This is a genomic window from Streptomyces sp. NPDC091287, from assembly GCF_044768525.1.
Classification (GTDB): domain Bacteria; phylum Actinomycetota; class Actinomycetes; order Streptomycetales; family Streptomycetaceae; genus Streptomyces.
Genome location: NZ_JBIVUV010000002.1, coordinates 443,406 through 465,840 on the forward strand (window position 1 = coordinate 443,406; position 22,435 = coordinate 465,840).

The following is a 22,435-nucleotide window of genomic DNA, read 5'->3' on the forward strand; positions in this document are numbered from 1 at the left end:
GTTCCGATCGATGGTGAAAGTGAAGGGGTGGGGGAGGACCGCGCGGGTCACTCGTCGACGAGGCTGGTGCTGTCGGAGAACTGCGAGAGACGGAAGATCACGAACTCCGCGGGCTTCACCGGGGCCACCCCGATCTCGCAGACGACCTGACCGAGGTCGATCGACTCCTGCGGGTTGTTGCTCCGGTCGCACCGGACGTAGAACGCCTCCTCGGCCGTACGGCCGAACAGTGCACCGCGTCGCCACTCCTCGGTGAGGAACGAGGTGACGTTGCGCCGGATGCTCGACCAGAGGCGGTCGTCGTTCGGCTCGAACACCACCCACTGGGTCCCCAGGAGGATGGACTCCTCCAGGTAGTTGAAGAGACGGCGCACGTTGAGGTAGCGCCAGGCCGGGTCGGACGAGAGGGTGCGCGCGCCCCAGATGCGGATGCCGCGGCCGGGAAAGGCGCGTACGCAGTTCACGCCGATCGGGTTGAGGAGGTCCTGCTCGCCCTTGCTGAGGCGGATCTCCAGGTCCACCGCGCCCCGGATGACCTCGTTGGCGGGGGCCTTGTGGACGCCGCGCTCGTTGTCGCTGCGCGCCCAGACGCCGGCCACGTGACCGCTCGGCGGGACCAGGGAGTTGCGGCCGCTCGCCGGGTCGAAGACCTTGACCCACGGGTAGTAGAGAGCCGCGTAGCGCGAGTCGTAACCGGCGTCCTCGTTGCGCCACGTGCGCACGCGCTGGGCGTTCATGCCCGGCGGGGTGTCGAGGACGGCGACCCGGTCGCCCATCTGCTCGCAGTGCGAGATGACCGCCAGCTGCACGGTCTTGACGCCCTCGGCGTCGATGTCGCCGCGCTGGAAGGCGCTCATCAGGTCCGGTACGGCGACCATCGTGATCTCGTCGATCGCTTCGAGGCCGGAGAACCCGGTACGCGCGGAGGCGTCGCCCACGTACTCCGAGGCGTCGAGCCGTGCCACACCGGAGCCGGGGGCGCCCGCGGCGGCGGGGGCGAGGGCGACGGTCTGCTTCTCGGGGCGGCTCTGCGCCGTGCCGGGCTGCTCGGTGACCTGGACGAACTTGGAGTCGCGGGCCTGGGTGACCAGGTAGCCCTTGACGTTCTTGCGGGTGGAGACGTCGTACGTCTCCACGGCCTTGCCGCTCTGGCGCACCAGCAGCCGGAAGCGGTCCTCCGGCGGGTTCTCGCCCTCGGCGTCGGCGATCTCCACGGAGAGGTCGGCGCCCGTGCCGGGCTTCGCGGAGACCAGGAACCCGCCGAGCGCGACCGGGGCGGGGGCCTGGGCGACCGAGCCCTGAGCGGTGCTCTCCGCGCCCTGTGCGGGGCCGCCGATGCGGACGATGTAGGCCGCGCCGCCACCGTTGGCGAAGAAGCCGTAGACGGCGTGCGCCAGATAGGTGTCGGCGGTGAAGGCGCCGAACGTCTGCACGTACTGGTCCCAGTTGGTCACCAGCGTCGGCTGATGGAAGGGGCCCGTCCCGGCGAAGCCGACGAAGGCTGCGACCGCGGTGCCGACACCTTCGATGGGCCGCGCTCCGGACTGCACCTCCTCCACGTAAACACCGGGGGTGAGGTACGACGGCATGCTCGCTCCTTCTGGACGGTCACTCGATCACTGGCCAGTCTTGACCGTCCGGCCGGGCGGAGAGTAGGCCCCAGAGTCCTGGACACGGGGCAATGAGGCTGCCTTTCCGGGCCCCCGTACGCCGGGTAACGCTGCCCTTGGCGGGCCGGGCGGACCGGTCGCCGTATTCGCGGAGCCGGCCCGCATTCCCCGGGCGACATGAAGAGAACGAGAACAACGTGTTACGGAACGGCCCGAAGCCGCCGCCCTCGCCGGGGGTTGAGCGAAAGGCGGACGCCGCGCCAGGGACCTGATGTGTTTGGTATCTCTTTTTTCCCGGTAAACCCCGGAAGGCCGATCGCCGTCCGAGGCCACCGGGGAAACAGACCGAGGTGACGTGATTCGGCCAGAATGCGCCGAGAAGGTGGGTGGATTCGGTCGTATACGGGCGCGGAAATCGGGCACCGGGGCGCTCCGAACGGGCACCCGCCGTTCGTCATCGCGCCGTCAGGACCGTTTCTGAGCAGGCATGTTCGTGCCCGCGGCCATCGGGTGCGGATATTCTTCCGATGCTGTCGTCGCCGCGGACGACCGAACTGGTCGAGACCTCTGGTGTACCGGGGAGGGCGAATCCGCCACCTCCCGGCACGCCGGGTTTCCCCTCGACCGGGTTTCTGCTGTTGTCTCGTCGACAGACGAAGCAGAACGCTCGGCGTCGCTGTTTCTATCGTGCGAGATCGCTCAGTTCGCCGCTGACATTCAGAACCTGATGGCACCCGGAAGCCTGTGTACCGGTGGCCGGAGTGCCGGGTTTGGCGCAGGTGACGGAAGCGGTGACGGTGGCGTTCTCCGGAATCTGAATGGGGGTGACCCAGTGATAGTCCTGGTTGCGGAAGGTTTCCAGCGCGATCGTCGTGATCTTGTTCTCTCCGAAGGAGATCGTCACGATGCCCTCGTCCCCCTGGAAGTTCGCCACCACGATGTCGGTGACGCCGAACACCTTCCCCGCCGGAACCTTGTAGACGCCCTCGTTCGAGCTTCCCGACGCGGTCTTCACGTCGATGGTCTTGGAGTGCTGCGCACCGCCACCGCCACCGCTCCCGCCGGTGCCCCCGCCTCCGCCGGAGCCGCCCGGGCCGGAACCGCCCGGGCCGGAACCGCCCGTACCGGGGCCCGTTCCGTCGGGGCCGGCGCCCTCTCCCTGACCGCCTGCCGGGTTCTCCGCGCCGCCGGGCGGCGTCGACCCCTGCTCCTTGCCCCGCTCGGTCTCCTTCTGCGCGGCCTTCGTCCCCGCCTGCTCGGCCGTGCTCTGCACCGCGGGCCGCACCAGCGCGAACCACGCGAGCAGCAGGGCCAGCAGTGCCGCCAGCACGATCAGCAGCCACTTGGGCAGCACCGGTATCTGGGCGAACTCCCCGGGCAGCGGCTCGGGTCCACCGGGCTGCTCGTCCTCGGACTCCCCCTCGGCGCCCTCGGTCGCCCGGACCTCGAACGGCCAGGTGACGGGCTCCCCGAACCAGATCAGCTTCCGGGCCCGGACCTTCAGCCGGACCTCCGCCGACTCCCCCGGCTCCAGCCGCTTCTTGTCCGGCGTGAAGGCGAGCCGCAGATCCTCCCCCGCCTGCTTGCCCGCGAGGGCCACATCGACCGGGGTGTTCCCCTTGTTCTGCACCGCGGCACCGAAGCGGGCGCCCAGCCAGCCCCGGCGGCGGCGCGGTTCCAGCTCCGTGCGGAGCTCGTGGAAGGGCTCCACGGTCACCGTGCCCTCGGGGACCACCACCGACTCGGGCCGCTCCGCGGGCAGGACCCGCACGGCCAGGGGGGTTTCACCAGCCCGGACCTCGTGGGAGCGCGGCGGGGCGAAGGTCAGGGTCACCGTCTCGGAGGTGCCCGGGTACAGCGACACACGCGCCGGCTCGACGGTACTCCAGGCGGCGCAGTCGCCGACCACCTCAAGTGTGTAGGCCTCGACGATGTCGCCGTCGTTGCGCACGGTCAGGGTGGTCGTCGCGGTACCGCCAGGCGACACCGTCACCGTGGGGCTTTCGAGTTCGGCAGATGTGGTCACTCTGCGACGTTAGGCCGCCCGCACCGCTCGGCAGCAGAGACGCGAGGGCAACAAGCGGGCAGGGGTGGTGCCCCGCGGGCCCCTCGGCACGGTGTCCCCGCGCCCCCTCCGCGAGCCCGCGGGCCGTGCCCCCGGCCGACGGGGGGGGCGACACGAGGACGAGCACGCATATCGGGCTGAAGTACCTGAGGAAGACGGGCACGGAACGATGACGACGATCACGGACACGACGAACAGCACGGCGAACGCGACCGCGAACGGCACGGCAACCGCCAACGGCACGGCGACGCGCGGGCACTACCGCAGGCCCGACGCGGCGCACCGCCGCACGGCCGGCCCCGGGGGAGCGCCCGGGGGCAGGGTCTCCGTGGCGGTGTACGCGGAGGACCTGATCCTGCAGACCGGCATGATCCACCAACTGCGCGTGCGGCCCGAGATAGAACTGCTGCCGGAGGCCGAGGCGGACCGGGCCCAGGTCTCGCTGGTCGTGGTGGACATGGTCGACGAGCCCACCGTCCAGCTCCTGCACCGCCTCCAGCGCAACACCTCCACCCGCACCGGACTGGTCGTGGGGTTCTTCGAGTCGGGCGCACTCCAGACCATGATCGAGTGCGGGGTCGCCGCAGTACTCCGGCGCGGCGAGGCCGACCAGGACCGGCTCGTCCACCTGGTGCGGGCGATGGCCAACGGCGAAGGCGTCCTGCCCGGCGATCTGCTCGGCAAGCTCCTCGACCACGTCAGCTCCCTCCAGCGGACGGTCCTCGACCCCCGGGGGCTCACGCTCTCCACCCTCACCGCGCGCGAGGCGGAGATGATCCGGCTGGTCTCGGAGGGCTGCGACACCGCGGAGATCGCGCAGAAGACCTCGTACTCCGAACGCACCGTCAAGAACGTCCTGCACGAGGTCGCGACCCGGCTCGAACTGCGCAACCGGGCCCACGCGGTCGGATACGCGATGCGGCACGGGCTGATCTGAGGACCCGTCGCCCCGTGTCCGGCAGGTGCCCCGGCCGGACACGGGAGGACCCGGCCTCCCCGGCCCGGCTCGCGGGGAACGGCGCCCCGGCCCGGCTCGCGGGGAACGGCGCCCCGGCCCCCTGTCAGCGCTCGGCCGGCCGCGTGCCGCCGGGACCGGCGAACACCAGTTGCGTCAGCGGCGAGGGCAGCCGGTCGGCCTCCACCGTGACCCGGTACAGCCCGGCCTCGGGGAGTTCCACGTCGGCCGTCAGCGCGTCGCCGTCCTCCGCGTACGGACGGACCCGGCGGCGGACGGGGCCGTCGACCGAGGCCACCGTGCAGTCGACCCCGGACGGATCGTCGGTCCCGGTGATCCGGAACGACCACGCCGCCCCCGGCGTCACGTAGTCCGGGACGGTCAGCCCGAGGCCCTCGTCCGCCTGGTCCGGACCGAGGTCTTCCTCCTCCAGGAGGAAGTCGACGACCGCGTGCCGCGCCGCCCCGCCGCTGGCCAGCGCACCGTGCTGGAGCGCGATCGGAACAGCCCCGCCCTTCGGCGACGCCGAATCCCGGTGGACCGTACCGTCCCCCCGGGCCCCGAAGCGGAGGGCCACCCCGTTCTCGTCGCGCCTCAACTCGCCGTCCCGGTGGGTGCGGAAGCAGTACTCGGACGCCAGGACCTCCCCGTTCTCCAGCCGCAGCGACTGCACCGTGTCCTGGTGGACTCCGGCGACCGGGCGGTGGTGGGGCAGCTCGTGCCGGGCGAGCCGGGCGAAGAACTCCCCCGACTCCTTCGCGAGTTCCTCGTCCCCGCCCAGTGCGCCGACGTCCGACGGGGCGAGCCGGCGCGCCCCGGCGCCCTCCTCCAGGCAGACGAACCGCGGCAGCAGGTCATGGACGCCCGGCATCGAGGCGGCCAGCGCGGCCAGCCTGCGATGCGGCAGCGGCAGCGGCGCGCCCTGCGCGGCGTTGAGGATGTTCGCCGCGACCACGGAGCCCCGGAACGGTGTCCCCAGCGTCATCACTCCCCGGGTGTCGGCCGCCAGATCGTCGTCGAAGCCCAGGGTGAGCGCCGCATGGGTGACGAGCCCGCCCATGGAGTGGGCGACGAAGACGAGACGCCCCTCGCGCTCGTCGAGCGCCCGGCGGCGGGCCGCGGTGTGGGCGGGGTGCCCGCGCCACCGCTCCAGATGCCTGCGCGCCTGAGCCGCGAGGAGCCGGGCGTTGACCTCGACCGGCAGCCGCCAGTCATAGGGGAAGGGCAGCACCGCGTCGGGGTGGGCGACGGTCTCCTCGATCGCCCGGGTCAGCTTGTGGTACGGCTCGATGCCCCGCACGAAGGGGATCCACACCGGGGTCCGCAGGAGCCTGCGCGGCTGGATCCGCCCGTACTCCCCGGCCTGTTCCTCCGGGGTGAGACGCAGCGGGGCGAGACCGTCCCGGGTCAGCCAGGCCTTGGCGAGCCACTGGGGGTGCGCCAGCCCCCAGAGCACCTTGCCGGTGACGGTGTCGTACAGCTCGCTCCCCATGATGCCGGGGACGATCACGACCGCGTCGTGCGTGACGGCCGGAGTCACGTCCGGAAGGAAGCGGGGGGCACTGCCGGGGCTGCGGCCCGGATTCGTCTGCGGCGGCTTCGTCATGCCTGGAAGACTAGAGAGATGCGTAACACGGTGGGGGAGTTAGGGCGGAATCGGGCCGCCGAGCAGAACGGGTCACAGCGGACCCTGCTCACGCTGGCCGTACGCGACTACGGCGACGGCGACGAGAGCTTCACCGCGGGCATCGACGAACAACTGGACGTCGTCGCCGAGTGGTGGTCCTCACCGGTCGCGTCCGACGGATTCCGCCACGTGCCCGCCCCGACTGTCACCCGGCGCGAGCACGTCGAGGACTTCCTCCGGGAGAACCGGGTGCGGGAGATGGAGGGCGAGGCGCTGGTCCTGTTCATCACGGGCCACGGCCACGCGGGCACCAGGACGCACTTCCTGCAACTGCCCGACTCCGTCAAGGGCCGCCACCTCAACACCTCGGTCCGCACCACCGACCTCATCACCGCGGCACTCGACTCCCACGCCAGGAACGTCCTCGTCATCGTCAACACCTGTTACGCCGGAAAGATCAGCGGCGAGATCGACGATCTGGTCGAGGACATCCGCGCCGAACGCCGGAACACCTGCCGGCTCGACGTCCTCGTCACCGCGGGCCACGACCGGCCGGTCCAGGTCCGCCGGTTCTCCACCCTGCTGCGCGGCGCGCTCGAACGGCTCCGTACCACCGCGGGCATCACCACCCCCCATCTCAGCGTCGTCGAGCTGATGTCGGAGTTCGAACGCGGCCTGGACCCGGCGGAGCGCAAACGACACCGGCTCCACCGGGTGGTCGACGGCAGCGGCGTCCTCACCCCCACCCCCTGCATCCCCAACCCCGGATACCGCCGGGTGCGCGAACTGACCGGCGCGGACGGCCGGCACCCGGGCACGCCGGTCGGCGACCACTGGCTCGACCGGGCCACGGGGCGCACCCAGGACCAGGACCCCGGCTGGTACTTCCGGGGCCGCGAGGACATCAACCGCAGCATCGCCGCCTTCCTCAGCCCGGCCCGCACCCGCGGGGTCCTCCTCGTCACCGGCAGCGCGGGCAGCGGCAAGTCCGCCGTGCTCGCCCGGGCCGTCGTCCTCAGCGACCCCGCGTTCCGCGACGACCCCCTGTGCAAGACGGCACTCGACCTGTCCGAGCCCGACACCGTCCCCGCGCCCGGATCCATCACCGGGGCGGTCCTGGCCCGGCACCGGGGCGCGGCGGAGCTGGCCCACGACATCCTCGAAGCCCTGGGGGAGACGCCCCGGCGGATCCGGTCGACCGAGGACCCGGTCGTCGAGGCCGCCCAGCAGATCCTCGCCGTGCTCCGGGGCCGTGACGAGGCGGTCACCCTCGTCATCGACGGCCTCGACGAGGCGGACGAACGGCAGCGCATCATCGAGGACGTGCTGGCGCCGCTCAACGCGTTCTGCGCGCCGCGGCTGGACCAGGTACCCGTACCGCGGCTCGACGGCGAACCGTTCGCCGACCGGGGACGCGGCCTGCGGCTGCTGATCGGCGTGCGCTCCAGCCGGCCGCTCAGCGAACCGTCCGGGGAGCTGCCCGAGGAGGAACAGGGACACAACGAAGCGTTGAAGGCCATCTTCCCGACGGCGGAGGAGCAGCGTACGGACGACGAGGGCAGCGAGAAGGACATCGCCGAGTATCTGCACGCCCTCATCTGCGAGGGCGGCGGCGGGCACCGCGATTCGGCCGAGGAGGCGGCCGCACTGGTCGCACCCGTCGTCTGGCCCTCCTTCATCGACGCGCGCATAGCCGGGGAACAGCTCCGGTCCGTCAAGGACCCCGCCGCGGTCGCCCGGCAGCCGGAGTGGCAGCGAATGCTGAACAACGGCACGGAAGGGCTCCTCAGGCGCGACCTCGTGCTGGTCGAGGCCGACGGGCTCCCCTCCGAGGTGGCGCTCGCCCTCCTGCGCGCGTCCGCCTTCGCCGGGGGAGCGGGCATCCCCTGGTCCACCATCTGGCCGCAGATGGCCCGGGTGTTGCTCGGCCGGGCCCTGCCGGACTGGGACGAGATGATCGCGAAACTGCTCAAGAGCCGGCTCAACGGCTATCTGGCCCACGACCACGAGGACGACCGGCGGGTCTACCGGCCCGCCCACGAAACGCTGGCCGAGGCCCTGCGCGACGTCGACACGGACTGGCTCGATGGGGGAGGGGCGGCATGAGCGGACCGGCCGGCGACGACCGGCACGCGGAGATCCACCGCCAACTGGCCGCCGCGCTCGCCGAACTCGTCCCCGACGACCCCAGCATCCCGCCCCACCCCTATCTGCGGCGGCACCTGGCCCAGCACGCCGCCCAGGGGCGCGTCCTGGACGACACCCACGTACCGCCCGCCCTGCTGCCCTGGGAGTCGAGTTCCGGGCTCGGCCGCCTGCTGGCGGGAGAGGGGGACCGGCCGGCCCAGCAGCAGTGGCTGCAGACCTGGGCCACCCTGGAGCCCTACGCCCGCGATCTCAGCCCCCTGTCCCGGCTGACCAGCCTGCACCTGGCGCACCACGCCGCGATGTCACGGGACACGCCTTCCCCCCGGCCCGGGGCCCCGGACGCGCCGTTCGACCGCTCGCCCGTCACACCGCTGTGGAGCGACTGCGCGAGCCCGGACAACGTGTGGGCCCTCAACGACGCCGACGTCGTCTCCCTGACGTCGACCGTCCCCCGCCCACGGGCACCCCACCAGGCCCTGCTGGTCACCGGGGACGACCACGGCGTCGTGCGCGTCCTGAGGCGCGACGGCTCCGCGTCCGCACCGCCGATCCCCCTGCACGAAGGGGCCGTCGCCCACCTGTTGACCCTGCCCGATGGGATCGTCGCCACCGGGAGCACCGACGGCGCCGTCGCGATGCTCGACGCCCCCCGCGGCCGCCCGATCCGGCCGGTCGTGCGCCGCACCGGGGCCTGGGTCACCGCGCTCACGCTCCACCGGCCGCGGGACGACCGGTCCCCGGTGCTCCTCGCCGCCTGGAGCGACGGCCACCTCGCCGCGTACGACACGACGACGCTGAAGGAGGCCCGCATCCCGCTGCCGTCGATCAGACCCGCGCCGGCCCTCCTGCGCGGCACGACCGGGCCGGACGGCTCCGCCCTGCTGCTCGTCGCCCAGCACGACACCGTCACCGGCTTCGACGGCCGCACCACCCGGATCCTCTCCCGCCACCCCGCACCCGTCCGCACCCTGGTCGCGCCGGCGGAACCCGGGCTGTACGCCGTGGGCGACGCCGACGGCACCCTCTCCGTGCACGCCGTCGACGCCGTGTCCCGTACGCGATCGACCCGGGCGACGACGAGCGGCGCCGTCACCTCCCTGGCCGTCGTCACCGTCGAGGGCCGCGAAACCCTTGCCTCCGGGGGCGCCGACGGCACCGTCCGCCTCTGGCGGCCCGAGGACCTGGAACCCGTCGGTGAATCCCTTCAAGCACACTCCGAAGCGGTCACCGCCCTCACCGCCCTGCCCGAACGATCGGGAACCCGCCTCATCACCGCCGGATCCGACCGCACGATCCGCAACTGGCCGCTGGCCGGATCCGGGTTCCGGCACGGGCGGGCCGGGTGGAACCGCGTCACCGCCAGTGCGCTGTCATCGGGACCCGCGCATCTCCTCGCGGTGACCGAGGGAACCACCACGCTCGTCCGGGACATCGGCACCGGCGAGAAGCGGTCCGTCATCGACGACGAGCCGGTCACCGCCCTCGCCTGGGCCGGTCCGCACCACCGCCCGGTGCTGGCCGCCGCCCTCAGCGACAACAGCATCGCGCTCCACAACCCCTCTCCCGGCGACGACCCGACGCCACCGCCGCGTCTGCGCGGCCACTTCTCGCCCGCGCTCGCCCTCCTCGCACTGCCCGGCGCCGGCTCCGGCCTGCTGGCCAGCGGGAGCGCCGACGGAACCGTGCGGTTGTGGGACCTCGACCGGCACCGAGCCGTGGCCGTCTTCGACGACCACCGGTTCAGCGTCCGCTGCCTGGCCTCCACCCGTACCGACGACGGCGTCCTCCTCGCGTCCGGCGGCAGCGACGGAAACCTCCGCGTCTGGGACGTCACCGCCCTCGCCCAGCGCGGTCCGACGATCCGGTGCGGCCAGAACATCGTCAACGACGTCGCCTTCGCCCGTCCGCGGGGCGGGGCCGGCCTCCGGCTGGTCACCGCCGGGCAGAACGGCACGCTCAGGCTCTGGGACCCCGACGCGCCCTCCGGCCACCTCGCCGAATTCGCCCCCGGGGACGGGGAACTCCACGCCGTGACTGCCTTCCGGGCCCACGGCAGACGCGTGGTCATCGCCGCCGCCGGGGCCACCGGGATCCACCTGTGGGACGCGGCCGCCGAAAGGCTGCTCCTGCAGATCGTCACGGGCCACCCCGTCAGCGCCCTCCGCACGGCTCCGCGGCCGGAAGGAGAGCCGTCCACCGTGCTCCTCGCGACCGGAGAGGCGGGAACCATGATCTTCCGTGTCCACCACGACCGTCTCTGACCCGACCGTCCCTGACCCGACCGTCTCTGACCCGACCGTCCCTGACCCGACCGTCCCTGACACGCGCGTGCGCCGTCCGCGCGCCGAAGTGCTCCGCCGATGCGCCCGACGACGGGCCATGACGGGCCGACAGGCGCGGGGTGCGTACGCCACAATGATCAGCCGCGAGCCGGGACCCACGGGCACGCCATCACAGATATCGCTATCGAGGACTCATGACCGCTGTCTTAGACCCAGGCGCCGTTCCTCCGGTCGAGCTCGCGCTCCCCCCGAACCGGGGCATCTGGCGGCTCGGCAAATCGAGCGATCCGCTGAAGTTCAACCGGATCGAACCCGAGACCATCGAGGGATCGTCGGCGGGCCGCTTCAGCCTCTTCACCTACGGCATGCTCTACTGCGCGTCCGAACAGGCCGGCTGCTACGCCGAGGCCCTGGCCCACTTCCGGGTCCAGCCGAAGATGCGTGAACTCCTCGCCGACGAGCCCGTCGCGGCCGGCCGGATGAAGCTCGGCCATCTCGCGTCCAGCTGGCGCGACACCCACATCCTGGTCCGGTTGAAGCTGGCGTCCGACGCCCGGTTCCTGGACGTCGACGCGGACGCCACCCGCGAGGTGCTCCGCCGGGAGCTGCGGCACGAGTTCGAAGCGTGGGGCATCGAAGGACCGCTGAGCGAGGAACACATCCACGGACGGGACCGCCGGGTCGCACGGCAGATCGCCGCCTGGACCGTGGCCCAGCGCAACGCCGAAGGGCACCGGCTGGCCCAGGGCATCGCCTACCGGTCGGGATACGGCGGACGCCGCTGCTGGGCCGTCCTCAGCGGCACCGACTACGTCGAGGCCGAGCGCCGCCCGATCCTCGCCGAATCCGTCGAACTGAAGGAAGTGGCCCGCGAGTACGGCCTCACCGTCCGGTGATCCGCACCCCGGTGGGGCCGACTGGCGGTGCGGCGTGTCCCCCTATCCGGTGCCCCGCCCCGCGGCACGCGGTCCTACCCGTGCTCCACCACCATGAGGCCCCGCCGGAAACGTGCAGCTCAGGGGCGTGCATGGCAACAAGAGGAGGGATTTAGCACTCTTTTAAGGTGGGAAAAGTATGGAGTAAGTGACAGGTGGACGGGTACCCTTTCCTCAATATCAGAGGGGGGAAGCCGTGTTGACCCGGACTGTCGGTCACTTACGCCTGCCGAAAGCCGCGCCCGACCGCGGTGGCGGAGCGACCCGCATGTCCCAGCACCCCGGCCCCCTCCTCCGGCCCGAAGATGCGCCCGAAGCGGCCAGGGGATCCACGCGCACAGCGCGGACCCCACGCCCGAGCCTGACGAACGGCAGCGCCACGAGCCCCCTTCCTGTCATCGCGCTTCCGGCGCCCGCATCCTCGGCCGTCGCCTCACGGCGAGCGAGAGGAAACGAGGAGACCATGCAGACCATGCGAGAGACCGCCGCCGAGGCCCGCGCGCACCGGGACACGACGGAGCAGACCATCGCGGACATCGCGCGCTTTTTGCAGGACAACTTCAGCCAGCGCGTGACCGCGCACGTCGCCGGCATCGAGGACGCCAAGCAGGTCGGCAAATGGTGCAGGGCGCTCAACGCCCCGCGCTACGAAGCCGAGGTGCGCCTGCGCACCGCCTACCAGATCTTCAAGCTCATCGAGGAGGGCGAGAACCCTCACACCGCCCGCGCCTGGATGATCGGGATGAACCCCCAGCTGGAGGACGAGTCGCCCTTGCAGGCCATCGCCGACGGGCACTTCAAGGACGTGATGGCCGCGGCCCGTTCCTACCTCCAGGGCGACCTCTGACGCCCCCGCCCACCTGAGCAGCGACGCCGCCGCCGGCCTGACGGACCTCCGTCACCGGCGGCGCCGTCGTACGCCCCGCCCGGCACCCACCCACCGGCCGACTCCGCCCACCCACCGCCCGACTCCGGCCCCGACCGGCCGACCACTCCGGCCCCGACCGGCCGAATCCGCCACCCCATCGGCCGAATCCGGCCCCTCGCCGGCCCGGTGCCCCGGGCGCGGTGCCCCCACCCGCCGCAAAGGGCAGCGATCCCTTCCCCCGTCCCGGGTACTCGCGGCCTGTCCTTCGCCCCCGCGCGGGGGCGAAGCTGGCCGGTGGAGAGTCATCGACAGACTGTGAGGTGGGCCGTGACCGGCACTGCTGGCCCGGCAAAGCATTCCCGGCTGGGCCGACTGACCGGTGCGGTGGTGCTGTTGGCACCGCTGCTGCTGGTCGGCTCGGCCGCCGCCCCGCACGCGGCCGCCGAGGCCGTCGCCGCCGTGGCGGACGCGGAACCGCTCCAGGCGGGGCGCGTCGCCTTCGCCGGCACCGAACACCGCAGCCTGGGGCGCGCCAACGACACGGACACCACCGACCCGCTGTTCGGCGACGGCCCCACCCACTACGACCAGGACCCCTCCGCCCGGGGGGACCTCCTGGTCTTCACCAGCCTGCGTGACAGCGCCCGGCCCCAGGTGTACGTACGCGGCGCGGACGGATCGGTGCGCAGGCTCACCACCGACCGGGACGCGGCCCACCCCGAACTCTCCCCGGACGGCCGGACCGTCGTCTTCGACTCGGCGGAGCCCGGGCCCGGCGGCACGGTCCAGCGCGACCTGTGGTCGATCGGCGTCGACGGCTCGGGCCTGCGCCGGCTCAGCGACACCCCGGACAACGAAGAGTCCCCGACCTGGTCCCCGGACGGCAAGAGCATCGCGTACGCCTGCGACGGCGACGCCCTGCGGGGATGGCAGATATTCGTGCAGGCCGTCGCCGGCGGCCCGCGCACCCGGATCAGCGACGGACCGGCCGGCGACGCCACCGAGCCGTCCTGGAACCCGGTGGACGACGACGCCCGCCGGGGCCTCGTCGCGTACACCCTCACCACGAACCCCGACCCGGCCGTCGACGACGGCACCGAACTGCGGGCCACCCAGGGCATCGGGACCGACCGGCCGCTGCTGGCCGGCGCGCACGCCGAATGGGGCACCCGCTCGGCCTCCTGGCTGCCCGACGGCAACGACATCGTCTTCCTCAGCCCGTACCACACCTGCGGCTGCGACGACTTCGACCACGCCTACCGGGTGACCGCGTTCCAGGACAAGCCGCCGAACCAACTGGTCGACGAGAACCGCGAGGTGGGACCGCCCACCTGGTTCGCCCCGGCCGGAACCGTCATCGTGCCCCGCATCACCGCCAAACCGGTGGGCGACCTGTCGGCGTCGTCCATCGTGACGCTCCAGGACGTCCGCCAGGACGGTTCCGACCCCCGCGACCTGCACCTCACCATCCTGAAGGAGGACCCGGCGGCCCGCACGAACACGGACCACGCCAAGAACCCCCTGTTCAGGCCGGCCGCCGGGTACGACCCGTGGCACGAGCGGCAGAGCTACACGCCCGACGGCCTACGCATCGTCGTCACCCGCTTCGAGGACGGCGCCGAAGGGCGGATCGAACAGATCTGGATGGCCGACGCCGACGGCACGAACGCGGAGGTGCTGCGACTCGACGGGCGCGGCCCCAAGGACTGGGACACCGACCCCACCTTCTCGCCCGACGGCACCAAGCTCGCGTTCACCCGGACCTCGCCCGGCGGCGTCGGGGACGAGGCGGGCCCGAGCCGCATCCTCATCGCCGACGTCGCCAGCGGCGCGATCCTCGACGAGATCCGGCCGCCCGAGGGCCGGCAGACGGGCGACGACGCCCAGCCGACCTGGTCCTCCGACGGCGTCAACCTCGCCTTCACCCGCAGCCAGGTCATCAACGGCAACGGCGCCAACAAGCACATCTGGGTCGTGCCGGTGGCGAACCTCGACCGCCAGCGGGATCTGAGCGCCACCATCTGCCCCGGCGACTGCGAGGTCATCGACGACAGCCCCGCCTTCTCCCCGGACGGCCTGAAGGTGGCCTTCAACCGCAAGGACGGCGGCGGCAGGGTCAACCAGCAGGCCGGGGTCCTCATCAAGCCCCTGCGCGGCGGCGGCTGCCGGGTCGTGCTGCCCTCCGTCCAGAAGGACAACCCCGACGGCTGCGACCTGCCGGTCCCCGACACCTCCGTGACCGGCCCCCACCAGCCCCGTGACGTGGCCTGGTCCCCCGACGGCGGCAAGCTTCTGTTCACCTCGCGCCGGGAGTTCCCGGCGAACTCCATGGAGCAGCTCTCCGTACTCGACATCGCCTCCGGCGACGTGGCTCCCCTCGACAACACGCACAACGGGCGGCAGAAGGAGCCCGCCTTCCAGCAGTCGGTCGACCTGTCGCTGACCGCACCGCCCACCGGCGACCCGGTGGAGGTCGGCTCGTCCACCGAGGTGGCGATCACCGTCACCAACCGGGGCCCCTCGCCCTCGCCCGGCACCCTCCTCACCGTCGACGCCCCGCCCGGCGTACGGCTGGAGGAGCTGACCACCGACGCCGGGACCTGCGCCGCCGGTACGCCCCAGTGCGACCTCGGCATCGTCCCGCCCGGGACCGACGTGACGATCACGGCCCGGCTGACCGGTGTGACCACCGGCGACCAGCGGGTCAACTGGTCCGTCACCGGGGCGGTCCTCGACCCCAACCCCACGGACAACGCCACCGGAACGATCGTCCCGGTCGAGGACGTGCCGCCGCCGACCCCGACGCCCACGCCCACGCCCACTCCCACGACGCCGTCCCCGACCCCGACGACGCCCACCCCCACCCCGCCGCCGACGACCACGCCGCCCCCGCCGCCGGCCCCCGCACCGCCGCCGCCCGCGCCCGAGGCCGGGCCCGGCGTCACCGTGCGGGCCCAGCCCAGCCCCGGCTACGTCGGCGGCAAGGTCGTGGTGACGTACACCGTGCGCAACGGCAGAAACGCGCTCGCCACCGGACTCCGGCTGAAGCTCGGACTGCCCGGAGGCATTCCCGCCGGACCGCTCCCCGCGGGCTGCACCGGCGGCACGTGCACGCTCCCCGACCTCGCACCCGGCGCGTCCACGGTCATCAGCGTCGTCCTGTCGCCCGACAAGGCCCTCCGTACGACGATCACGGCATCGCTCACCACCACGGGCACCGACGCCGGCCTCCGCGACAACGTCTCCCGGATCCCGCTGCGTATCCTCCAGCCCCGCATCATCTCGGTGCCCGCCGTCGGCAAGCCCGGCTTCGTCACCTCCGTACGGGGCAAGGACTTCCCGCCCGGCGCGCCCGTCACCCTCAGCTGGAAGCCCGGGATCACCGCCGCCGCGGCCCCGACCCGGCCGCTGGGCGACGGCACGTTCATCGCCCAGCTCCTCATCGTGGCCAAGGACCGGACCGGGCCGCGCACGATCACCGCGAAGGGCCCCGGCTTCAGCCCCGTGAAGACCGACTTCCTCGTGGTGCTCGGCACCATCACCCCGCCGGACGAGGTGATCCGCCGATGATCCACGAAGTCGACGAGGGGCTGCGGCTGCTGCTGGCCGAGGCCGGCCTGGAGGACAGCGGCGTCGACCTGGTCTTCGACGCCCCGACCAAGGACTGGTCCGCCCGCCGCAACGCCCCGACCATCAGCGTCTTCCTGCACGGCATCCGCGAGGACGCGGGCAGGCGGCGCAGCGGCACGGCCGAGACACACGACGAGGAGGGCATGGTCACCGGCTGGCGGACCCCGCCCCGCTGGTTCGAGCTGACCTATCTGGTCACCGCCTGGACCAACCGCCCGCAGGACGAACACCGGCTGCTCTCCGAGGTGTTGCGCGTCCTCGTCCGCTCCGAGGTGCTGCCCGCCCGGATGCACACCGGAAGCCTCGCCGAACTCGGCCTGACCGTGGAGCTGGAGGCGGCGGGGCCGGGAGCCGGCGGACCCTCCGCCTCGGACGTCTGGTCCGCGCTCGGCGGCGAGCTGAAGGCCGCGATCGATCTGCGGGTCGTCGCACCGCTGGCCGGCGAACGTACCCCCGCGGGCCCGCCCGTCACCGAAGGACTCGTGATGAAGGCCGCACCCCACCTGGAAGGCGACGACGACGGCCCCGGCCGGCGCCTGCGCTACGAGGGAGCGTCCGACCCGGGCGGGGAGGGCTTCGCCGCGCCTCGCGAGCGGCGGTTGCCGCCCGGCCGACGCAAGCGGGGGAACGCCGCACGATGACCCTGGCACCACAACAGCTCCACGGGCACGGCCCCCTGACCGGCGTCGAGGAACTCTGGGAGCGGCTCGGCCGCGTCGAGCAGCGGGTCCGGGAGGCCGTCGCGGCTCGCCGGGCCGTCGACCCGGACCCCGACGACCCCTACCGGGGGCAGTACCTCACCCCCGAGGGCGCGGCACGGATCCTGGAGACCCGCGACGCGTTCACGCCCGTACCGGCGTACGAGGACGGGCCCGCGGTACCGGCGTACGCGGACGGGTCCTCGCCGGACACCCCGGCCGGGAGCCGGCTCGGCCGACTGGCGGCCCGCTTCGGTCTCGCCCCGCTGGACGTCGAACTCCTGCTGGTCGCCGTGGCCCCGGACATCGACACCCGGTTCGAGCGGCTGTACGGCTACCTCAACGACGACCTCACCCGCCGCCGGCCCACCATCGGGCTGGCCCTGGAACTCTGCGGGCTGCCCACCGCGGGCTCCGGGCGCTTCCGGTTCACGCCGTCCGCCCCGCTCGTCGCGGGCGGGCTGCTGGAGATCACGGACGGCGAGCGCCCACTGCTCTCCCGGACCCTGCGCGTACCGGACCGGGTCACCGCGCATCTCCTCGGAGACGAAGGGACCGACGGCCGGCTGCGCGGGCTGGTCCAGGAGGCCACGCCCCCTCGGGAGCCGGACGAGCGCCCCGAGGTCTCCCGGATCGCGGCAGCCCTCGGCACGGGCAGCGGTCTGGTGCACCTGCTCGACCGGGGCGGCGACCCGCGCGGCCTCGCGGTCGAGGCGCTGGCGGCGGCCGGCCGGCGCCCGCTGGTCGTCGACGTCGCGGCGCTCGCCACCGCCGCCGAACCGGCCCCGCTCGTACGGGCCCTGGCGACCGAGGCCCGCCTCGGCCACGCCGGGGTGATCCTCGGCCCGCTCGAAAAGCTCGCCCCCGAACGCCCCGAGGGGGCCCGGCTGCTCGGCTCCCTGTGCGCGGCGCTCGGCTCCACGCCCCTGATCGCGTACGGGAAGAAGAACTGGGACCCCCTGTGGACGGCGGAGAGCCCGGTGCCCGTCACCGTCCCGCCCCCCGACCCCGACGGCGCCGGGCGCCAATGGCGGCGCGCGCTCGCCGAAGCGGGCCGGACGGTCGGCCTGTCCGCCGCGCACGCGTCCGCCGGCGACGCCCTCATCGAGTCCGCCGCCGCCTACCGGCTCGACTCCGACCAACTGCGCAGGGCGAGCACCGTCGCGTCCCGGCTGGCCGTCATCGGGCAGCGGCCGGTGACCCCGGAGGACCTGCGTACGGCCGTCCGCGCCCAGAACGGCGCGGGCCTGGAACGGCTCGCCCGCCGCATCGAGCCCGCGGTCGGCTGGGACGACCTGGTGCTGCCCCCGGCGACCCGCACCCAGCTCGGCGAACTCGCCCTGCGCGCCCGCCACCGCGAGACGGTCCTCGGGAAGTGGCGGATGCGGCCGGGCGGCGGCCGGGGGAGGGGCGTCATCGCCCTGTTCGCCGGGGAGTCCGGCACCGGCAAGACGATGTCCGCCGAGGTGATCGCCGCCGAACTGGGCATGGAGCTCTACGTCGTGGACCTGTCCACGGTGGTCGACAAGTACATCGGGGAGACCGAGAAGAACCTGGAGCGGATCTTCGTCGAGGCCTCCGACGTCAACGGCATCCTCCTGTTCGACGAGGCCGACGCGATCTTCGGCAAGCGGTCCCAGGTCAAGGACGCGCACGACAAGCACGCCAACGTGGAGTCGGCCTACCTCCTCCAGCGCATGGAGTCCTTCGACGGCATCGCCGTGCTCACCACCAACCTCCGGGCCAACCTCGACGAGGCGTTCACCCGCCGCCTCGACGTGATCGCCGAGTTCCCGATGCCCGACGCCCGGCAGCGCCTGGCCCTGTGGGACCGCTGTCTGGGCCCGGCGATCCCGCGCGACGCCGCGCTCGACCTGGAGTTCTGCGCGGACCGGTTCGAGCTGGCCGGCGGGTCGATCCGGGCCTGCGCGGTGACCGCCGCCTACTTCGCGGCCGAGTCGGGGGAGCCACTGGACATGGACCAGCTCGTCACGGCGGTGCTCCAGGAGTACCGCAAGCTCGGACGGCTGGTGCTGGAGAGCGAGTTCGGGCCGTGGCTGGCGAAGGAGCGGCGGCGCGGCCTGCGGTAGCGGGTGTTACGGCGACGGTCGTCGCCGGCCTCCTCTGGCCTCAGCGCCCGCGCGCCGGCCCGATGTCGCTGAGGGCGCCCCTCTCCCAGGCGGCCTCCCGCAGGAGACGCAGGCCGTTGAGGCCGACGATGACGGTGGAGCCCTCGTGCCCGGCGACGCCGAGCGGCAGGGGGAGGGTGCCGATCAGGTCCCAGGCGACCAGGGCGGCGATGAAGGTACCGGCGATGGCCAGGTTCTGGACGACCAGCCGGCGGGCGGTCCGGGAGAGGGCCACGACGGCGGGGACGGCGGCGAGTTCGTCGCGGACGACGACGGCGTCCGCGGTCTCCAGGGCGAGGTCGGATCCGGCCCCGCCCATCGCGATGCCGGTGTGCGCGGCGGCCAGCGCGGGCGCGTCGTTGACCCCGTCGCCGACGACCAGCACCCGCAGGCCCTCGGCCTCCCAGGCCCGCACGGCGGCGACCTTGTCCTGCGGGAGGAGCCCGGCACGGACGTCGCTGATCCCGACCTCGGCGGCCAGTCGGCGGGCGGCGCGTTCGTTGTCACCGGTGAGCAACACCGGGGTGCGGCCGGTCAGTTCGGTGAGCGCGGCGACCGTCGCCCGCGCGTCCGGGCGCAGCCGGTCCGCGATCCCCAGCACGCCGGCCGGGGCGCCGTCGAGGAGTACGAGGACCGCGGTACGGCCCCCGTCCTCCAGCGACCGGACCGTCTCGTCGAGGCCGGGACCGCCGGCGGCGAGGCGGGCCGGGGACCCGACCCGGACGGTGCGGCCGCCGACGGTCGCGGTGACGCCGGCCCCGGGGGAGGAGGCGAAACCGGTCGCCTCGGCGAGGACGAGGCCGCGTGTCCGGGCGGCCCGGACGACGGCGCGGGCGAGGGGGTGTTCGCTCGGGTGCTCGGCGGCCCCCGCCAGCGCCAGCAGCCGGTCCTCGTCCAGGCCCGACGAGGGCAGGGGGAGGACGTCGGTGACCCGCGGGGTGCCCTCGGTCAGGGTGCCGGTCTTGTCCAGCGCCACCGCGTCGACCTGGCCCAGGCGCTCCATCACGACCGCGGACTTCGCGAGCACGCCGTGGCGGCCCGCGTTGGCGATCGCGGACAGCAGCGGCGGCATGGTCGACAGGACCACCGCGCACGGCGAGGCGACGATCATGAACGTCATCGCGCGCAGCAGCGCCGACCGGAGGTCGTCGCCGAAGACCAGCGGGATGCCGAAGACGGCCAGGGTGGCGATGACCATGCCGATCGAGTACCGCTGCTCGACCTTCTCGATGAACAACTGGGTCGGCGCCTTGGTCCCGGAGGCCTCCTCGACCAGCTTCACGATCCGGGCGATCACCGAGTCCGCCGGATCCCGCTCGACGCGCACCCGCAGAGCACCGGTGCCGTTCACCGTGCCGGCGAACACCTCGTCCCCCGCCTGCTTGGCCACCGGCAGCGGCTCGCCGGTGATCGTGGCCTGATCGACGTCGCTCGCCCCGTCCAGGACGTGCCCGTCCGCGCCGACCCGCTCACCGGGGCGCACCAGGATGACGTCCCCCACCGCGAGGCGTTCGGCGTCCACGGTCTCCTCGACGCCGTCCGCACGGAGCCGGGTCGCGACGTCGGGGGCGAGATCGAGCAGGCCGCGCACGGAATCCGCGGTGCGGGCGGTCGCGACCGCCTCCAGGGCGCCGGAGGTGGCGAAGATGACGATCAGCAGAGCCCCGTCCAGGACCTGCCCGATCGCGGCGGCGCCGAGCGCGGCGACGACCATCAGCAGGTCCACGTCCAGCGTCTTCTCCCGCAGGGCCTTGAGCCCCTCCCACCCCGGATCCCAGCCGCCGGTGACGTAGCAGGCGGCGAACAGCGGGCCCCACGCCCACGCCGGAGCACCCAGCAGATACACGGGGAGCGCCAGCAGGAACAGCACCAGGGAGGCCAGCGCCCACCGGGCTTCCGGCAGCGCCAGGAGACGCGTACGCCGCCTCGGCGCCACCGGGCGCGGAGCCCCGGCGGTCGCCGGCTCGGGCCGTTGATCCACGACAGAGGACATGACAGAGCAACCCTTCACGGGTGGACGACGGGCAACACGCTCACCATACAAGAATATATGAATAGGTCTTCATGTGTCGCGCGTATGATGACGGCATGGGCCACGGAGCAGACGCCAGGAGCAGCGCCACCACCCGCGAACGCCTCGACGCGGTCGGCGCCGCCGACGTCGCCGCCACCCTCCAGGCCCTCGCCACACCCTCGCGGCTGCACATTCTCGCCCGCCTCCAGGAAGGCCCCTGCTCGGTGAGCGACCTCGCCGACGCCGTGGGGATGGAGGCCTCCGCCTGCTCCCACCAGCTACGCCTGCTGCGCAACCTCGGCCTGGTCACCGGCGAACGTCATGGCCGTTCGATCATCTACGCCCTCTACGACAACCACGTCGCCGAACTCCTCGACCAGGCCCTCTACCACGTCGAACACCTGCGCCTGGGCGTCCGTGACCTCCCGGCCGAGGCCCCCGGGTCCGCCGTCGCCGGCTGATTCCCGCGAGGGTCGGCTCCCCGCAAGGCGGAGCGCTCACCGCCGACAGCCTCGCGGCTTGTAGCGGCCGCAGGGCGGGGAGGGCGGATCCGGAGTCACTCCCATCCCGACCGCACAGGAGTCCACCATGCGCGCCCGCACTGTTCTGCCTGCCCTCCTCGTCGCCGCCCTGTTCGCCCTCACGGGATGCGGAGCGGACAGCGGCGACGACGACGAGCCGACAGGTGCATCCCCTCCGGGCTCGTCGTCCGCCGGACAGCCGACGGCCTCCCCCGACGCCGGCAGCGATGGAACCACTGCGCCCGTCGTGCCGCAGGCGCTGCGGTTCACCGCGACCACGGTGGACGGGAAGCCGTTCCAGGCCGACGCGCTGGCGGGCAAGCCGACCGTGCTGTGGTTCTGGGCGCCCTGGTGTCCCAAGTGCAAGGCCCAGGCCACAGCGACCGCGAAGGTCGCGGCCGACTACGCGGGCAGGGCCAACGTCGTCGGTGTGGCGGGGATGGACAAGAACGAGGGCATGAAGGACTTGACCCGGCCACCACCGACCCCGTCATCGACACCGCCGGCGCCGCCCAACGCGTCCTCGCCGACACCCTGGACACCGTCGGCCCCGCCACCCTGGCCGGGCTCCTGGCCGCGCTGCTCCTGACGGCCTGGGCCATCCGCCGCAGGAACGCGCGCCGCTCCTCCTCCCATGCCCAGGCCGGGCCGACCTCGGCTTCGGAGCACAACGACTGACGCGATCGGTACCCGACGACGCACATGAGCAGGGCTGCCTTCGCCCCGCCGCTCACCCACGTCGTCGGCTACCGGGAACAGCTCTGCGATGAGCAGGACCCGGGGGGCCGGGGGATGTCGCCTGTTCCCGGTACCCAGCCCTGCTGATGCGCTATGGCCGCGGCCTGGCCGCGGTTGGCTGCGCCGAGCTTCGCCAGCAACCGGGAGACGTGGATGGCAACGGTCTTCTCGCTGATGAACAGGGCCTGAGCGATTTGCCGGTTGGTGGCGCCGTG

General features: G+C 73.0%; 15 protein-coding genes. 10 read left to right on the forward strand and 5 right to left on the reverse strand.

Translation table 11 applies throughout. The annotated features are described in order from the left end of the window. Positions 1 to 47: 47 nt before the first annotated feature. Together ACIQRW_RS04755 and ACIQRW_RS04760 are read right to left on the reverse strand one after the other, a co-directional pair. Positions 48 to 1,589 carry a phage tail sheath family protein gene (locus ACIQRW_RS04755; RefSeq protein WP_403754346.1) on the reverse strand — a complete coding sequence of 514 codons (1,542 nt, stop codon included), beginning with the start codon at positions 1,587 to 1,589 and terminating at the stop codon, positions 48 to 50. Positions 1,590 to 2,292: 703 nt separating this feature from the next. Further along, entirely contained in the window at positions 2,293 to 3,603 is a 1,311-nt protein-coding gene (locus ACIQRW_RS04760) for a hydrolytic protein (protein ID WP_403754449.1), read from the reverse strand. Positions 3,604 to 3,844: 241 nt separating this feature from the next. Here ACIQRW_RS04760 and ACIQRW_RS04765 point away from each other — a divergent pair, with 241 nt between their 5' ends. Continuing rightward, entirely contained in the window at positions 3,845 to 4,612 is a 768-nt protein-coding gene (locus tag ACIQRW_RS04765; protein ID WP_403754349.1) for a response regulator transcription factor, read from the forward strand. A gap of 124 nt (positions 4,613 to 4,736) precedes the next feature. Here the strand turns inward: ACIQRW_RS04765 and ACIQRW_RS04770 are convergent, their stop codons facing one another. Next, positions 4,737 to 6,236 (reverse strand): esterase/lipase family protein, encoded by a 1,500-nt coding sequence (locus ACIQRW_RS04770; RefSeq protein WP_403754352.1) that lies wholly within the window; start codon positions 6,234 to 6,236, stop codon positions 4,737 to 4,739. An 18-nt stretch (positions 6,237 to 6,254) separates the two neighbouring features. Here ACIQRW_RS04770 and ACIQRW_RS04775 point away from each other — a divergent pair, with 18 nt between their 5' ends. The 7 genes from ACIQRW_RS04775 to ACIQRW_RS04805 all read left to right on the forward strand — a co-directional run bounded on the left by ACIQRW_RS04775 (position 6,255) and on the right by ACIQRW_RS04805 (position 18,908). Next, entirely contained in the window at positions 6,255 to 8,363 is a 2,109-nt protein-coding gene (locus ACIQRW_RS04775) for an AAA family ATPase (RefSeq protein WP_403754355.1), read from the forward strand. Further along, complete coding sequence (locus ACIQRW_RS04780; protein WP_403754358.1) at positions 8,360 to 10,666, forward strand: WD40 repeat domain-containing protein; 2,307 nt, start codon at positions 8,360 to 8,362, stop codon at positions 10,664 to 10,666. Before ACIQRW_RS04775 ends, ACIQRW_RS04780 begins: the two co-directional genes overlap by 4 nt. A gap of 215 nt (positions 10,667 to 10,881) precedes the next feature. Continuing rightward, a complete protein-coding gene (locus tag ACIQRW_RS04785; RefSeq protein WP_403754361.1) occupies positions 10,882 to 11,583 on the forward strand; it encodes an RES domain-containing protein in 702 nt (233 codons plus the stop codon). 502 nt (positions 11,584 to 12,085) lie between these two features. Continuing rightward, the gene (locus ACIQRW_RS04790; protein ID WP_215107157.1) at positions 12,086 to 12,469 is read left to right on the forward strand and encodes an XRE family transcriptional regulator; all 384 of its coding nucleotides are present in this window, start codon (positions 12,086 to 12,088) and stop codon (positions 12,467 to 12,469) included. Between the two features lie 348 nt (positions 12,470 to 12,817). Beyond that, a complete protein-coding gene (locus ACIQRW_RS04795) occupies positions 12,818 to 16,060 on the forward strand; it encodes a hypothetical protein (RefSeq protein WP_403754364.1) in 3,243 nt (1,080 codons plus the stop codon). Continuing rightward, the gene (locus ACIQRW_RS04800; RefSeq protein WP_403754367.1) at positions 16,057 to 16,761 is read left to right on the forward strand and encodes a DUF4255 domain-containing protein; all 705 of its coding nucleotides are present in this window, start codon (positions 16,057 to 16,059) and stop codon (positions 16,759 to 16,761) included. Before ACIQRW_RS04795 ends, ACIQRW_RS04800 begins: the two co-directional genes overlap by 4 nt. Beyond that, a complete protein-coding gene (locus ACIQRW_RS04805; protein ID WP_403754370.1) occupies positions 16,758 to 18,908 on the forward strand; it encodes an ATP-binding protein in 2,151 nt (716 codons plus the stop codon). Before ACIQRW_RS04800 ends, ACIQRW_RS04805 begins: the two co-directional genes overlap by 4 nt. A gap of 40 nt (positions 18,909 to 18,948) precedes the next feature. Here ACIQRW_RS04805 and ACIQRW_RS04810 read toward each other — a convergent pair whose 3' ends face one another. Beyond that, positions 18,949 to 20,940 (reverse strand): heavy metal translocating P-type ATPase, encoded by a 1,992-nt coding sequence (locus ACIQRW_RS04810; RefSeq protein WP_403754373.1) that lies wholly within the window; start codon positions 20,938 to 20,940, stop codon positions 18,949 to 18,951. A 95-nt stretch (positions 20,941 to 21,035) separates the two neighbouring features. Here ACIQRW_RS04810 and ACIQRW_RS04815 point away from each other — a divergent pair, with 95 nt between their 5' ends. Then, a complete protein-coding gene (locus tag ACIQRW_RS04815) occupies positions 21,036 to 21,422 on the forward strand; it encodes an ArsR/SmtB family transcription factor (RefSeq protein ID WP_403754376.1) in 387 nt (128 codons plus the stop codon). A 127-nt stretch (positions 21,423 to 21,549) separates the two neighbouring features. Then, positions 21,550 to 22,071 (forward strand): redoxin domain-containing protein, encoded by a 522-nt coding sequence (locus ACIQRW_RS04820; protein ID WP_403754379.1) that lies wholly within the window; start codon positions 21,550 to 21,552, stop codon positions 22,069 to 22,071. Between the two features lie 157 nt (positions 22,072 to 22,228). Here the strand turns inward: ACIQRW_RS04820 and ACIQRW_RS04825 are convergent. Beyond that, the coding region (locus tag ACIQRW_RS04825) for a response regulator transcription factor (protein ID WP_403754382.1) at positions 22,229 to 22,435 on the reverse strand (207 nt) is incomplete at its 5' end.